The sequence below is a fragment of the Nocardia sp. CC213A genome (assembly GCF_030766805.1).
Lineage (GTDB): Bacteria > Actinomycetota > Actinomycetes > Mycobacteriales > Mycobacteriaceae > Nocardia > Nocardia otitidiscaviarum.
In genome coordinates, this window is record NZ_JASFXA010000001.1 from 146522 (window position 1) to 160737 (window position 14216).

Below are 14216 nucleotides of genomic sequence, written 5' to 3' on the forward strand. Positions count from 1 at the left end.
CTCGATGCCTGGGAGGCCCCGACCGTGAAGAACCATCTCGTCCGCACCCACCGCTCCGCGGAGAGCTTCCCCCGGGAGGAACATCTCGCATGGCGGATCGCCGAGGTGGCCGCCGATGCCGTGGAGGTTGCCCCGGAGACGGAGGAGATGATCGTCAACCGGATCATCGACAATGCCGCCGTGGCCGCGGCCGCGCTCACCCGCCGCCCCGTCGCCAATGCCCGCGCCCAGGCGCTGGCCCACCCCTACCGGCCCGGTGCGGCCGTATTCGGGGTCGACGGCCGTTTCTCCCCGGAGTGGGCGGCCTGGGCCAATGGGGTGGCGGTGCGCGAACTCGACTTCCACGACACCTTCCTGGCCGCGGAGTACTCGCATCCGGGCGACAACATCCCGGCGATCCTCGCGGTGGCGCAGCACGCGGGCCGCTCCGGCCGCGACCTGATCCGCGGTCTGGCAACGGGTTACGAGATCCAGGTCGACCTGGTGCGCGCCATCTGCCTGCACGAGCACAAGATCGACCACGTCGCCCACCTCGGCCCGTCCGCCGCCGCCGGTATCGGCACCCTGCTCGGACTCGACACCGAGACCATCTACCAGGCCATCGGCCAGGCGCTGCACACCACCACCGCCACCCGCCAGTCCCGGAAGGGCGAGATCTCCAGCTGGAAGGCCTATGCCCCGGCCTTCGCCGGGAAGATGGCCGTGGAGGCCGTGGACCGGGCCATGCGCGGCGAGGGTGCGCCGTCTCCCATCTGGGAGGGTGAGGACGGTGTGATCGCCTGGCTGCTGGGCGGCCCGAAGGCCGAGTACAACGTGCCGCTGCCCGGTCCGGGCGAGCCCAAGCGCGGCATTCTCGACACCTACACCAAGGAGCATTCGGCCGAGTACCAGAGCCAGGCCCCGATCGACCTGGCGTTCCGGCTGCGCGAGCGGATCGGCGACCTCGATCAGATCGCGTCGATCGTGCTGCACACCAGCCACCACACCCACTATGTGATCGGCACCGGTTCGCGCGACCCGCAGAAGTTCGACCCCCGGGCGTCGCGCGAGACCCTGGACCACTCGATCATGTACATCTTCGCGGTCGCCCTGCAGGACGGCACCTGGCACCACGAGCGTTCCTACGCACCCGAGCGTGCCCAGCGGCCCGACACCGTCGAACTGTGGCGCAAGATCTCGACCGCTGAGGATCCGGAGTGGACGCGCCGCTATCACTCCACCGATCCGAGCGAAAAGGCGTTCGGCGCACGTGCCGAGGTGACCCTGAAGAGCGGCGAGGTCATCACCGACGAGTTGGCCGTCGCCGACGCGCATCCGCTGGGTGCGCGCCCCTTCGCCCGCGCACAGTACATCGCCAAGTTCCGTGCCCTCGCCGAGGGCGTGATCGAACCGGCCGAGCAGGACCGCTTCCTCGAGGTGGCCCAGCGCGCGGGCGAATTGTCGCCCGCCGAGCTGCCCGAAATCACCTTCTCCGTATCCACGGATGTGCTCGCCCGCGCACCCCGGTCGCCGCGGGGGCTGTTCCGATGACGGGTCTGCTCGCCGCCGCCACCTCCGCCCCCGACAAGCGCGCCGCTTTCCGGGCCGGACTCGCCTCCGGGCGGATCCAGCGATTCCCGGGAGCCTTCAACCCGTTGGTGGCCAGGCTGATTCAGGAGATCGGCTTCGACGGCGTGTATGTCTCCGGGGCGGTGCTCGCGGCGGATCTGGCCCTGCCCGATATCGGTCTGACCACGCTCACCGAGGTGGCGGGACGCGGTCAGCAGATCGCGCGGGTGACCGACCTGCCGGTGCTCATCGACGCCGATACCGGGTTCGGCGAGCCCATGAGCGCCGCCCGCACCGTCACCGTCATGGAGGACGCCGGACTCGCGGGCCTGCATCTCGAGGATCAGGTCAACCCCAAGCGCTGCGGCCATCTCGACGGCAAGGCCGTGGTATCGACCGAAGAGATGGTCCGGCGGCTGCGAGCGGCCGTATCGGCCAGGCGTGACCCGAATTTCGTCATCTGCGCCCGCACCGACGCCGCCGGGATCGAGGGGATCGACGCCGCGATCGAACGGGCCCGAGCCTATGCGGACGCGGGCGCGGATGTGATCTTCACCGAGGCACTGCACACGGCCGCCGATTTCGAGAAGTTCCGGGCGGCGGTGTCGATTCCCCTGCTGGCCAATATGACCGAGTTCGGCAAGTCCGACCTGCTGACCGCCGAGGTGCTGGAGTCGATCGGCTACAACGCCGTCATCTATCCGGTGTCGACGCTGCGCCTGGCGATGTACGCCGCCGAGGCCGGGCTGCGGGAGATCTTCGAACAGGGCACGCAATCCGGGCTGCTGGACCGGATGCAGCATCGCAGCCGCCTCTACGAGCTGCTGCGGTACCAGCGATACAACGAATTCGATTCCGAGATATTCAATTTCACTCTGGGAAGGAATCAGTGATGGGGGATATCACCGTCCCGACCATCTACAAGGGGCTCGCGGGCGTTGTCGTCGACACCACCGCGATATCCAAGGTGGTGCCCGAGACCAACGCGCTGACCTATCGCGGCTACGCCGTGCAGGACCTGGCGGCCAACTGCACCTTCGAACAGGTCGCCTACCTGCTCTGGTACGGCGAACTGCCGAACGACGCGCAGTACGCGCGGTTCTGCCAGCAGGAGCGCGCCTCCCGCCGGGCCGACCGCTCGCTGCTGTCGCTCATCGCGAAGATGCCCGACAACTGCCACCCGATGGACGTGGTGCGCACCGCGATCAGCTATCTGGGCGCGGAAGATCCCCTGGAAGACGACAATTCACCGCAGGCCAACCGCGCCAAGGCGTTGCGCATGATGGCGGTGCTGCCCACCATCGTGGCCGCCGACCACCGCAAACGGCACGGCCTGGAACCCATTGCGCCGCACTCGCAGCTGGGCTTCGCCGAGAACTTCCTCAACATGTGTTTCGGGAAGGTTCCCGCTCCGGAGCTGGTGCGGGCGTTCGAGGTCTCGCTGATCCTGTACGCCGAGCACAGCTTCAACGCCTCCACCTTCGCCGCGCGCGTGGTCACCTCCACGCTCTCCGATATCTACAGCGCGGTCACCGCCGCCATCGGCGCGCTCAAGGGACCGCTGCACGGCGGCGCGAACGAGGCCGTCATGCACGACATGCTCGAGATCGGCGACCCCGATCTGGCCGCACGGTGGCTGCGCGACAAGCTGTCCCGCGGTGAGAAGGTCATGGGTTTCGGCCATCGGGTGTACAAGAACGGCGACTCCCGGGTGCCGACCATGAAGCGCGCGTTCCTGGACATCGCCGCCGTCACCGACGGACAGCCGTGGGTGCGGATGTACGAGATCCTGGAGAGCACCATGCGTGAGGCCACCGGGATCGCCCCGAATCTGGACTTCCCCACCGGCCCGGCCTATTACCTGCTCGGCTTCGATATCGAGATGTTCACGCCGATCTTCGTCATGAGCCGCATCACCGGCTGGACCGCCCACATCGTCGAGCAGGGTGAATCCAATGCGTTGATCCGGCCACTGAGCGAATACGTCGGTGTGCCACCGCGTTCCGTCGTGGCCTGAGCGGACGCGATGCCGGGCCGGTCCCGCGCGGAACCGGCCCGGTCGTCACGCCGCGACGCGGCTGCCTCAGGCGAGGTCGAAGCGGTCGTTCTCCATGACCCCTACCCAGGCGCCGACGAAGTCGTCGACGAACTTGCGGCCCGCGTCCTGCTGGGCGTACACCTCGGCCACGGCGCGCAGCACCGAATGCGAACCGAAGAGCAGATCGTTGGCGGTGGCGGTCCAGCGGGTCTTGCCGGAGGCGCGGTCGACGCCCTCGTACACGTTCTCCGCGGACTCCGACGGCTTCCACTCGGTGCTGTCGTCGAGCAGGTTGACGAAGAAGTCGTTCGTCAGCGTGCCCGGACGGTCGGTGAAGACGCCGTATTCGGAGCCGCCGTAGTTCGCGCCGAGCGCACGCATGCCGCCGATCAGCACCGTCAGCTGCGGAGCCGTCACGTCGAGCATGTAGGCCCGGTCCAGCAGCAGCCGTTCCAGCGGGGCCTTCTCCCCGGAGCGCACGTAGTTGCGGAAGCCGTCGGCACGCGGTTCCAGCACCGCGAACGACTCCACATCCGTGTTCTCCTGGGTGGCGTCCGTGCGACCGGGCCGGAACGGCACGGTGACCCCGTGCCCGGCGTCCTTGGCGGCCTTCTCGACGGCCGCCGATCCGGCGAGCACGATCAGATCGGCGAGGGAGATCTTCTTGCCGCCCGCGGCGGAGCCGTTGAACTCCGCCTGGATGCGTTCCAGCACGGGCAGCACCTTCGCCAGTTCGGCGGGTTCGTTGACCTCCCAGTTCTGCTGCGGTTCGAGCCGGATGCGGGCACCGTTCGCGCCACCGCGCTTGTCGGTGCTGCGGAAGCTCGCCGCCGACGCCCACGCGGTCTTGACCAGCTGCGTCACCGACAGGCCGGAGTCGAGGACCTTGGCCTTGAGCGCCGCCACGTCCTGATCGTCGACCAGTTCGTGATCGACCGCGGGCACCGGATCCTGCCACAGCTGCGGTTCGGGCACCCACGGACCCAGGTAGCGGCTGACCGGACCCATATCGCGGTGCAGCAGCTTGTACCACGCCTTGGCGAAGGCTTCGGCCAACTCCTCGGGATGCTCCAGCCAGCGGCTGGTGATCTCCCGGTAGATCGGATCCTCGCGCAGCGACAGATCGGTGGTCAGCATCGTCGGGGCGCGCCCCGGCCCGCCGAACGGGTCCGGGATGGTGCCCGCACCCGCGCCGTCCTTGGCTGTCCACTGCCAGGCCCCGGCGGGGCTCTTGGTCAGCTCCCATTCGTAACCGTAGAGGTTCTGCAGGAAGCCGTTACCCCACTGGGTCGGGGTGGAGGTCCACACCACCTCGAGCCCACTGGTGATGGCGTCCTTGCCCTTTCCGGTGCCGTGCGCGCTCTTCCAGCCCAGCCCCTGCTGTTCCAGCGGGGCGGCCTCGGGTTCCGGGCCGACCAGGGCGGCATCGCCCGCGCCGTGGGTCTTGCCGAAGCTGTGCCCGCCGACGATGAGCGCGGCGGTCTCCTCGTCGTTCATGGCCATGCGGCCGAAGGTCTCGCGAATATCGCGGGCGGCGGCCACCGGATCCGGCTGGCCGTTGGGCCCTTCCGGATTCACGTAGATCAGGCCCATCTGCACCGCGCCGAGCGGACCGGACAGTTCGCGGTCACCGCTGTAGCGCTCGTCGCCGAGCCAGGTGTCCTCCGGCCCCCAGAAGATCTCCTCCGGCTCCCACACGTCGGGGCGGCCGAAACCGAAGCCGAAGGTCTTGAACCCCATCGACTCCAGCGCCACATTGCCCGCGAACACCAGCAGGTCGGCCCAGGAGATCTTGTTGCCGTACTTCTGTTTGACCGGCCACAGCAGGCGGCGGGCCTTGTCCAGGTTGGCGTTGTCGGGCCAACTGTTGAGCGGCGCGAAGCGCTGCGCGCCCTGGCCGCCGCCACCGCGTCCGTCGGCGATGCGGTAGGTGCCCGCGGCATGCCAGCTCATCCGGATGAACAGGCCGCCGTAGTTGCCGTAGTCGGCGGGCCACCAGTCCTTCGAATCGGTCAGCACCGCGGCCACATCCGCCTTCAGCGCCTCGACGTCCAGCTTCCGGAACTCCGCGGCGTAGTCGAAATCCGCGCCGAGCGGGTTGGATTTCGAGGAGTGCGCGTGCAGCACCGAGACATCGATCTGCTCCGGCCACCAGTCCTTGTTGGTGCGCGGGCGATGGTCGGTCTTGGGGGTCGGGGCCGGGATCGCCGGGTTCTCACTCTCGCTGGTGCTGTGAGTTTCGGATGTCACGACATTCCTTCCTGAATGAATGGAGCGGGCTGCGATCAGGGGCGCGCGGCCGCGGCGCAGTCGGGGCACAGACCCCAGTAGATGACCTCGGCCTCGTCGATGGTGAAACCGCTGTCATCGGACGCGGTCAGGCACGGGGCCGCGCCGACGGCGCAGTCGACGTCGGCGATGGTCCCGCAGTTCCGGCAGACGACATGGTGATGGTTGTCGCCGACCCGCGTCTCGTATCGGGCCACCGATCCGGAGGGCTGAATGCATCGGATCAGGCCCGCGGCGGTCAGCGTGTGCAGCGAGTCGTACACCGCCTGGTGCGATACCGCCGACAGGCGGTCCCGGACGGCGCGGATGATGGAATCGGTATCGGCGTGCGGGTGGTCGTGCACGGCACTCAGCACCGCGACCCGCGGGGCGGTCACGCGCAGCGAAGCTCCCCGCAGCATCTGCTGGAACTCCGTGGCCGTGGGCACACCCAGAGTCTCGTCCGCTCTCTGGAACGAGTCAAGCATTCTGGCGGATCCGGAAAACCCGCTATCGATCGTGCGACGCCGCGACCGCGCCGGTATCGAGCAGGCCCGTCAGCGTGGCGAGCAGGTCGGCGCGCTCCGGATACTCGCCCGGCTGCCACGGGCATGCGATATCCAGGGCGACGACCCGACCGGTGGCGATCACCCGCCGCACCGCGTCGAACACGGCGTCACGGGTGGGGCCGCCGGTCACCGGATAGAGCAGACCTGGAACCTCCTCGGCGGTGATCACGTCGACGTCGATGTGCAGCAGGACCGGGCCGTCCGGCAGCGTGATCGTGTCGACGCCGCAATGCCGCACCGGCGCGGTCGAAAGGTACTCCCGCTCACCGGGATCCAGATCGCGGGCGTCGACCAGTACCGTCCGCTCCGCGGCCACCGGACGCAGCCCGAGCGGTTCGGCCATCAGGTCCGCGTGTGCCCCGAGCGCGAGGCGCAGCGACATGCCGCCGATATAGCCGGAGGTCGACGATTCCAGCGTGTGCACATCACCGTGCGCGTCGAACCAGACGACGGCGGGGTCGATTCCGCGCCGCTGCACGCCCGCCAGCGTGCCCAGGGCGACCGTGCAATCCCCCGACAGCACCACCGGTGTGCCCTCGACCGCGGCGACGGTGGCCGCCACCTCCCGGTACAGGGCGACCAGACGCTCCCAGACGGTGCCGTCGGGCAGCTCGGGCACCACGGTCCGATAGCCGGGACCGGGCATCGGAATGGCGTCCGGGGCCAAGGGTTCGTCTTGATGGAACGGCACGAGAACAGGCGAGGACATGGAGCGACGCTAGATCCGGAAACCGGTGTCCGCAATATGTTTCGGGTCGGCGGTCCTCACGCGGACGCGGTCGGCCGTCCCGCGGCGCGGGCGCGGACGTGGATGCGTTCGCCGTGTTTGCCGAAGAGGCTGAGCACCTCCACGCTGCCGCGCCCGGCAGCGCCGAACCAGTGCGGTATGCGGCAGTCGAATTCGGCCGCCTCGCCGACGCCCATGACGAAATCGTGGTCGCCGAGCCGGACGCGCAGGTGGCCGCGCAGCACGTAGAGCCATTCGTAGCCGTCGTGGGTGCGCGGGTACGGGGTGTCGTCGTGGGCGGGAATGGTCATCTTGTAGGCGCGTGGTTCGCCCTGGTGCCGCGACAGCGGGATCAGGACGCGGCCGTCCTTCCTGGTGGGTTGCTGCGGTATGCGCGGGTCGACGATGCGCGGGGCGACCACGATCTCGTCGAGCGGCACCCCGAGCGCCACCGTGATCGGCAGCAGCAGTTCGAGACTCGGTTTGCGCTGACCCGACTCCAGGCGCGACAGCGTACTGGTGGACAGTCCCGTGAGCCGGGCCAGCTCGGACAGGCTGTAGCCCTTCTGCTCCCGGGCGCTGCGCAGACGAGGTGGGATCTGCTCGATCACGGAGCCGACGCTGGGCTGTCCATCCATGGGCCCAGTCAACCAATTCGTCCCGGGATCGGCAACAACCGTTGCCGGTATCGCGGGCGTGGCCCGATGCTCGGCTCGGAGGTGAGCCGATATGAACACGACAACGACAACGACATCGACAACCACGACCACCCGACTGCCCACCGGGGTGTACCTGCTGGGCTTCAGCCTGTTCGCCATGGGCAGCGCGGAGTTCCTGCTGGCCGGAGTCCTACCCGAGGTCGCGACCGACCTCGACGTCCCCCTCTCCTCGGCCGGCATGCTCATTACCGCGTTCGCGCTGGGTGTCGTCTGCGGCGGACCGCCGTTCGCGGTGCTCAGCCTGCGCTGGCCGCGCCGGACCGCACTGATGGCGACCCAGGGCGTCTTCGCCGCATCCATCGCCCTGGGCCTGTTCGGCGACTACACCGTGCTGCTGGCCTCCCGGGTGGTGGCCGGAATCGCCTACGCCGGATTCTTCGCCATCGCGTCGGTGACCGCGATCGGCCTGGTCACGCCGGACCGCACCGCCCGGGCGTCCGGGGTGGTGGTGAGCGGACTCAGTGTGGCCATGGTGGCGGGCGGCCCCGCGGGCACCCTGCTGAGCCATTTCACCGGCTGGCGCGGCGGATTCTGGGCCGTGGTGGTCCTGACACTCGCCGGGATCATCGGGTGTCTGCTCGGAATACCCGCTGCCGCACAGGCTTCCGTGCCGCACACCGGAGCCGCGGTGACACGGGAGCTGGACACGTTGCGCAAGCCCATGCTCTGGGTGGTCTGGTCGGTGACCATTCTGACCACCGCGGCGTACATGATCACGTTCAACTATCTGGCGGCCATGCTCGCCGACATCACCGGCATGGCGGAGGTCTGGATTCCGGCCGTGCTCGCACTCTTCGGCATCGGGGCGTTCGTGGGGCTGTCCATCGGCGGCCGCATCTCCGATCGACGGCCGCATCTCGCCCTGGGAACCGGTGCGGTCGGGATCGTACTGCTGTCGGCGCTGCTGGCGGCGGCCATGCCGACGGCGTGGGTGGTGGTGCCGGTGGTCTTCCTGCTCGGGATCGCCGCCTTCGTGCTCAATCCCGCCCTCTACGGCCGGGTGTTCGCACTCGCCGGCGATGCGCCGACGCTGGCCGGCGCCACCACCGTGTCGGCGTTTCAGCTGGGCATCAGCTGCACCCCCGTGCTGGCGGCGCTCACGCTCACCCGCGGGTCCGCGTTGACCTCGGTCTGCCTGATCGGCGCGGCGCTCGCGGCGGCGGCCGTACCGCTCATCCGCCTGGACCGGGCACGGCAGGAGGCGGCGACGGAACTCGCGCAGGCGGACGAATCGCGCTGAGTTCGACGCGGGTCGACGCGGGATCGATGCCGGGGGTGAGAAGCGGCCGGGCCGGACACCGGCTCGGATCGCGGTCGGGCTCGATCGCTCTCGGCCTGGATCGCTGCCGGCCTGGATCGCTCTCGTCCCTGATCGCTGCCGGGCTCGGATAGCACCGACGGGAGGTGGATTTCGCGGTTGGGTTCTCCCGTCGGTGCCCGTATCCGTTACAGCGTCGGTCCCGCTGCGGGACGGGGCCGCGGGCCGCCAGGGCATGCGGCCCGTGGGTCTGCCGATCGGTGGGCAACCTGCCAACCCTCGACACGCTGAGAGTTAGCGAAACGCGGTTCATGATCGGAAACCCGCTGAAAGCGTAGCGTTGTCACACCGGCAGGCAAGACATCACACGAGCGTTGGCACCGAATGTCATGGATTGGTGGCACTTCCGGTCATAGATGGCCCAAAATTCGCCATTCCCACACGTTTTACGGTACCCCGTATCAGCCGGGCACGCCGGTGCCGGGCAGCAAACCTCCCCGCCCGGCCAGCACCGCCTCGTCGAACAGGGTCTGATAGCTCTCCCGTGCCAGGTGAGCCACCGAGCCGGGGCGCAGGTACCCGTCGAGCTGGTGGGCGGTATGCACGAGTCGCACCGCCCATCGGCCCGCGCGCTCCCCGGTGTACAGCAGCCGACGCTCGATCTGATAGGCCAGATCCATACAGGCCGAGCCGATCTCGGCATAGGCCCGCGCCTCCGGCTCCCAGGCGGGTCGTCCGGCCTCCGCGGGTTCCAGGGCCGCCACGACCGCGGCCAGTTCGTCCCCGGCTCGCCGCAGGCGGCGTTCGTAGCGGACGAGCCCGTCCCGACCGGCCAGGCGGCGTGCGGTGACCGGCCCCTGTCGGTGGATGCGCTCGGCCTCCGCAGTCCGCGCGACTCCGCGTAGCGCGGCGGCGGGCAGGTCCCGCAGCAGCCAATCCACCGCCAGTACCGCGTCGATCTCCGCTACCAGCATCGTCATCCCGCCTTCTGCCCGTGAGGCCGCACAAACAATCGGTACCGCTCGTACCGTCAGCCGATATTGGCGGAGAGGTCCGGAATCATCCGGTACGCCTCGTCCTGCCAGGTATTCCACGCGTGAATGCCGTACGCGGGGAAGGAATAGGCGACATTGCCGCCACCCAGGGATGCCATGCGCACCTGGAAGGAGCGCGTATTGGCCAGTGCCAGCGCCTCCAACGCCATGCCGTTGGCGGTGGCGATGCTCGGCGGGTCACCGGCGGTGGGGAGACCGCTCGCGGCGGCGACCCACAGTCGGGTGTTGTTGGCGATCAGATTGGGCGCGAAGACGAACGGATCCATGCGCAGCCACTGCGGCCCCCAGGGTGGGGCCATGGAGTCGACGTTGTAGCCGCCCGCGTCCAGCATGGCCAGGCGGATGGCCTCCCGCATGCCGGGCGCGGAGATGTTCAGGTAGCCGGAATAGGCTCCCGCGAAGCTGAACTGGTCGGGATGGTAGGCCGCCAGGGTGAGCGCGGCGCTGCCGCCCATGGACAGGCCGAACACGCCGTTGCGATACGGGTTGAACCCCAGCCGGTCACGCAGCGCCCAGCGCAGGTCGCGGCTGATGAAGGTCTCCCACTCGTAACGGTAGCTCTTGCCCGGACCGCCCGAGAGGGTGTCGGTCACGCCCGAGCCGGTATTGCCGGGGCCGGTGCCCGCCGGGATCCCGAAGAATTCACTCGGGGCGTTCCAGTCGGCGTAGAAGCTGGACTGGCCGCCGACCGGCATGACGACATTGATATTCCAGCTGGCCAGCACCTCGGCGACATTGGTCTCGATCTCCCAGCCGTTGAGGTCCTCCCGCGCCCGCATTCCGTCGAGCGCGTAGACGACCCGGTTGGTATTGCCGTCGGCGGCGCGCAGCACCCGGGTCTTGATGGGACCCATGCTCGGTGAATCCACCCAGAAGTCGAAGGCCGCGGGCGTGAACGCCGCCGTGGCCGTGGCCGTCGAGCCCACCAGGGCGATACCCGCGGACAGCAGCGCTACCAGCGCCAATGCCGCACTCCGACAGCCGATACCGAACCATCTCACCGAATTCGACGCACTGCGAGTCGATCGCATGGATGCCGACCCTTTCCCTCGTGCGGTCGCGAGACCACAAGGCACACAACCGGTCCCCGCACCGGACGGACGCGAGCACCGGGTGCTCGAGGAGGGTATCGGCACCCCGTCAGGAAATGTTGCTATAAATTAGCTGCAAATTCTGTGCGGTCGGTCACATCAACCCTTCAACGATCGTCTTCCGGGTTGGGACGCCAGGTCAGACCCAGGATCACGATGGCGATGCCAAAGAGCACGCACACCGGTTGCAGGATGCTGAAGGTGCGGATGACCGCGATCTGCACGATGATCCAGCCGATCAGCAGGCCGCCGCTGGCGATCGCGACGGTCGGGGCGCGGCGCTCACCGTGCGCGGCGGACCAGGAGGTGACGGCCATCGGAACCGCGACGACGAGCGCCAGGGCGAGGGCGGCGAAGACCGGACTCTCGAACGGGAGCCGCCGCACGATGGTCTGCCCCAGGTCGATTCCGCCGCCCGCCAAGCCGACGGCGCCCGCCACGGCCCAGATCGCCACGAAACCCGACAGCAGCACGAGGGCGGCCTGCTCGAGGGCGGTCTCTCGAATGTTCTGCGTGAATGCCATGGTTCGACGGTCGCGTGGCGGCCCTGGTCATCGGAAGTCGCGTTGGGCCCCGGGCCACGGGACCTTGGCCCTCGGATCGCCGCTCCGGGCGGCGACGGCACGGTCCACACCAGCCTGGATGCCGTTGGTCCTCGCATCAGGGGGCGATCTGCCCTGCCCCGGGCGGCCGTACGCGCCGACAGTGGAGACAGTTGGCGCGCATCGCGTCGAAAGCACGGTCCGGCACCGCGTCGCGCACGATCGCGCCGGAGAAGGAGGCAGACGGTGATGTACTGGTACGACCACGGACCGAGTGGCTGGGGCTATGTCGGCATGGGCATCGGCATGCTGCTGTTCTGGGGACTGGTGATCGCGACCTTCGCCCTGATCGTGCGGATGACCGCGCGACCGGACCGGGAAGGGAAGCCACCCGTCACCCAGACCCCGGCCGAGCAGCTGCTGGCCGAGCGGTTCGCCCGCGGCGATATCGACGAGCAGGAATACATCAGCCGCCTCACCGCGCTGCGCACCCACACCGCGACCCGCACCTGACCGCCACAGCGCGTCGGCGGTAGCCGCATCGGCGGTAGCCGCATCGGCGGTAGCCACTGACCGCCTGGACCCTGTCCTATCGGCTGCTCACTTTCGGCGGCCCCGGCGGCGACGTGCCGTTCATCAACGACTGGCCCACCCTGGCCCAGCTGGTCCACGGCCTGCTGCCCGCCGGTCTGTACCTCTACTACCTGGCCAACCTCCGCGCGATCGGTCCGGCCCGGCCGAACTGACGACCCGGCCATCGAGCGTCGCGGCCCGCCGAACCGATCGTCCGGCGCGGGCCCGTCGGCCCGCGGTAGCCGCGTCGGCCGCGCCCTGCCACGGCCGACGCGCCATAGGTTGTCGAGCGGCCGCGTGCTCCACCGATGTGGTGGGGGGCGACCCTGGCATCGGGAGGTGCCTGCCCACCGAGGGGAGTGGTCAGCCGGTGCCCTGCCATGCGCGCAGGGCGGTGTCGACGGTGGCGCCGACCGGCGCCGTGGTGTCCAGGGTGACGGCCGCGGGCCAGGGGCTTGCGGTGGCGGACAGGGCTTTCGCGATCTCGGGGGTGGCTTCCGAATCGCCGGGATCGCGGGTGAACATGCGTTCGGCGGCGATATCGGGTGGGCACGCACAGCGCAGCTCCACCAGGTCGGCGACCGTGTGGTCGGCCAGTTGCGCTGCGCGGGTGCGGGATTCGGCGTCGGACCAGCTGGCGTCGAGGATCACCGAGTCGCCCTGCTCGAGGCGGGCGCGGGCGCGGTCGAGGAGTTCGGCGTAGACCCGGGCTTTCGCTTCGGGACGGTAAGCGCCGGCCCCGAAGGTTCCGCCCGTGCCGACCACGGCCCCCACCGCGCGCAGTTCGGCGCGCACGCTGTCGCTCGACAGCAGTTCCGCTCCGGTTTCCGCGGCGAGAGCTTGTGCGATGGTGGACTTTCCGGTTCCGGGCAGCCCGCCGACCAGGGTGAGCCGCACGGCCCCGGCGCTCAGGTGCGCCGCGGCCAGGTCGAGATGCCGGGTGGCCCGCTCGGCCGCGGCGGCGACACCCTGGTCGGCGCGGATGCGGTCGGTCTTGGCCCGCACCATGGCGCGGTAGGCGATGTAGTGGTGGCGCAGGGAGGCCGGTGGGGTGTCGTCGGCCGCGTGCAGGTAGTCGTCCAGGAATCGGGTGGCGAGCGCCGGATGGCCGCGGAACTCCAGATCCATGGCGAGGAAGGCGGCGTCGTCGAGGCAGTCCACATAGCGCAGTTGGTCGTCGAAATCCAGGCAGTCGAGCACGCGGAAGCCGTCGGGTAGCGCGAAGATGTCCTCCACGAGCAGATCACCGTGCCCGTCGACGATGCGGCCAGCGGCGATGCGCCGGGCCAGCAACGGTCCGCGACCGTCCAGATAGCGGCCGACCAGCCGTGCGATGCGGTCGACCACCGCCGGATCCACCGCATCGCGCGGCTGCTCGCGCAGGCTGTGCAGCAGCACATCCCAGCGGTGCCGCAGGGCGGCGGGCACACCCGCGCGGTCGATCTCGGGGCCGCGCCGCGCCGCGCGATGGAAGTCGGCGATCAGCGCGGCGAGTTCGGCCAGTTCCGCGTGGGTGACGGTGCCGCGGTCGAGTCCGGTGGACAGTCGGGCCGCCTCGGGCATGCGGCGCATGACCACCACGGGCTCCCCCGCCCCGCCCCCCGGATCGGTGAGATGGGCGAGTCCGAGGTACACATCGGGTGCGAGCCGCCGGTTCAACTCGATCTCCCGCAGGCACGCCCGCTCCCGGGCGGCGATGCTGCCGAAGTCGAGGAAGTCGGTCACGACGGGCTTTTTGACCTTGTAGGCGCGTTCGCCGCAGAGCAGGACCAGACCGGTGTGGGTCTCCCGCAGCTGCGCGAACGGTTCACCGTTCGTATCCGTCATC

13 protein-coding genes are annotated in these 14216 nt (G+C 69.3%); 5 read left to right on the top strand and 8 right to left on the bottom strand.

Going from position 1 to position 14216, the window contains the following annotated elements; genetic code table 11:
* Positions 1-24 precede the first annotated feature (24 nt).
* Genes prpD through QJS31_RS00760 form a run of 3 tightly spaced genes read left to right on the top strand, consistent with a single transcriptional unit; the run spans position 25 to position 3565 of the window.
* Positions 25-1530, top strand: a complete 1506-nt coding sequence (gene prpD / locus QJS31_RS00750; protein ID WP_282779934.1) for a 2-methylcitrate dehydratase PrpD — start codon at positions 25-27, stop codon at positions 1528-1530.
* Entirely contained in the window at positions 1527-2441 is a 915-nt protein-coding gene (gene prpB / locus QJS31_RS00755; protein WP_306355710.1) for a methylisocitrate lyase, read from the top strand. Before prpD ends, prpB begins: the two co-directional genes overlap by 4 nt.
* Complete coding sequence (locus QJS31_RS00760) at positions 2441-3565, top strand: bifunctional 2-methylcitrate synthase/citrate synthase (protein ID WP_282779918.1); 1125 nt, start codon at positions 2441-2443, stop codon at positions 3563-3565. Before prpB ends, QJS31_RS00760 begins: the two co-directional genes overlap by 1 nt.
* Positions 3566-3631: 66 nt before the next feature.
* Here QJS31_RS00760 and katG read toward each other — a convergent pair whose 3' ends face one another.
* From katG to QJS31_RS00780, 4 genes are all read right to left on the bottom strand, one after another.
* Positions 3632-5836 carry a catalase/peroxidase HPI gene (gene katG / locus QJS31_RS00765; protein ID WP_306355711.1) on the bottom strand — a complete coding sequence of 735 codons (2205 nt, stop codon included), beginning with the start codon at positions 5834-5836 and terminating at the stop codon, positions 3632-3634.
* A 35-nt stretch (positions 5837-5871) separates the two neighbouring features.
* Positions 5872-6276, bottom strand: a complete 405-nt coding sequence (locus QJS31_RS00770; RefSeq protein ID WP_372341535.1) for a Fur family transcriptional regulator — start codon at positions 6274-6276, stop codon at positions 5872-5874.
* Positions 6277-6364: 88 nt separating this feature from the next.
* Positions 6365-7132 (bottom strand): arginase family protein, encoded by a 768-nt coding sequence (locus QJS31_RS00775; protein WP_282779913.1) that lies wholly within the window; start codon positions 7130-7132, stop codon positions 6365-6367.
* A gap of 56 nt (positions 7133-7188) precedes the next feature.
* Positions 7189-7788 carry a helix-turn-helix domain-containing protein gene (locus tag QJS31_RS00780; protein WP_282779912.1) on the bottom strand — a complete coding sequence of 200 codons (600 nt, stop codon included), beginning with the start codon at positions 7786-7788 and terminating at the stop codon, positions 7189-7191.
* A 91-nt stretch (positions 7789-7879) separates the two neighbouring features.
* Here QJS31_RS00780 and QJS31_RS00785 point away from each other — a divergent pair, with 91 nt between their 5' ends.
* Positions 7880-9109, top strand: coding sequence for an MFS transporter (locus QJS31_RS00785; RefSeq protein ID WP_306355712.1), 1230 nt, complete (start codon positions 7880-7882; stop codon positions 9107-9109).
* 479 nt (positions 9110-9588) lie between these two features.
* Here QJS31_RS00785 and QJS31_RS00790 read toward each other — a convergent pair whose 3' ends face one another.
* From QJS31_RS00790 to QJS31_RS00800, 3 genes are all read right to left on the bottom strand, one after another.
* Positions 9589-10107, bottom strand: coding sequence for a hypothetical protein (locus QJS31_RS00790; RefSeq protein WP_282779908.1), 519 nt, complete (start codon positions 10105-10107; stop codon positions 9589-9591).
* 50 nt (positions 10108-10157) lie between these two features.
* On the bottom strand, positions 10158-11213 hold the full coding sequence (locus QJS31_RS00795) for an alpha/beta hydrolase family protein (protein WP_306355713.1): 1056 nt from the start codon (positions 11211-11213) through the stop codon (positions 10158-10160).
* A gap of 167 nt (positions 11214-11380) precedes the next feature.
* Positions 11381-11797 (bottom strand): hypothetical protein, encoded by a 417-nt coding sequence (locus tag QJS31_RS00800; RefSeq protein WP_143981154.1) that lies wholly within the window; start codon positions 11795-11797, stop codon positions 11381-11383.
* Positions 11798-12064: 267 nt separating this feature from the next.
* Between QJS31_RS00800 and QJS31_RS00805 the strand changes: the two genes are divergently transcribed.
* On the top strand, positions 12065-12328 hold the full coding sequence (locus QJS31_RS00805) for an SHOCT domain-containing protein (RefSeq protein WP_306355902.1): 264 nt from the start codon (positions 12065-12067) through the stop codon (positions 12326-12328).
* Positions 12329-12751: 423 nt separating this feature from the next.
* Here the strand turns inward: QJS31_RS00805 and QJS31_RS00810 are convergent, their stop codons facing one another.
* Positions 12752-14215, bottom strand: a complete 1464-nt coding sequence (locus QJS31_RS00810) for an AAA family ATPase (RefSeq protein WP_282785949.1) — start codon at positions 14213-14215, stop codon at positions 12752-12754.
* Position 14216 lies beyond the last annotated feature (1 nt).

Excerpts from the sequence above, each read along its gene's own strand:
- prpB (WP_306355710.1), top strand. The coding sequence starts at position 1,527 with ATGACGGGTCTGCTCGCCGCCGCCACCTCCGCCCCCGACAAGCGCGCC.
- QJS31_RS00760 (WP_282779918.1), top strand. The coding sequence starts at position 2,441 with ATGGGGGATATCACCGTCCCGACCATCTACAAGGGGCTCGCGGGCGTT.
- QJS31_RS00770 (WP_372341535.1), bottom strand. The coding sequence starts at position 6,276 with ATGCTGCGGGGAGCTTCGCTGCGCGTGACCGCCCCGCGGGTCGCGGTG.
- QJS31_RS00775 (WP_282779913.1), bottom strand. The coding sequence starts at position 7,132 with ATGTCCTCGCCTGTTCTCGTGCCGTTCCATCAAGACGAACCCTTGGCC.
- QJS31_RS00780 (WP_282779912.1), bottom strand. The coding sequence starts at position 7,788 with ATGGATGGACAGCCCAGCGTCGGCTCCGTGATCGAGCAGATCCCACCT.
- QJS31_RS00785 (WP_306355712.1), top strand. The coding sequence starts at position 7,880 with ATGAACACGACAACGACAACGACATCGACAACCACGACCACCCGACTG.
- QJS31_RS00790 (WP_282779908.1), bottom strand. The coding sequence starts at position 10,107 with ATGACGATGCTGGTAGCGGAGATCGACGCGGTACTGGCGGTGGATTGG.
- QJS31_RS00795 (WP_306355713.1), bottom strand. The coding sequence starts at position 11,213 with ATGCGATCGACTCGCAGTGCGTCGAATTCGGTGAGATGGTTCGGTATC.
- QJS31_RS00800 (WP_143981154.1), bottom strand. The coding sequence starts at position 11,797 with ATGGCATTCACGCAGAACATTCGAGAGACCGCCCTCGAGCAGGCCGCC.
- QJS31_RS00805 (WP_306355902.1), top strand. The coding sequence starts at position 12,065 with ATGTACTGGTACGACCACGGACCGAGTGGCTGGGGCTATGTCGGCATG.
- QJS31_RS00810 (WP_282785949.1), bottom strand. The coding sequence starts at position 14,215 with ATGACGGATACGAACGGTGAACCGTTCGCGCAGCTGCGGGAGACCCAC.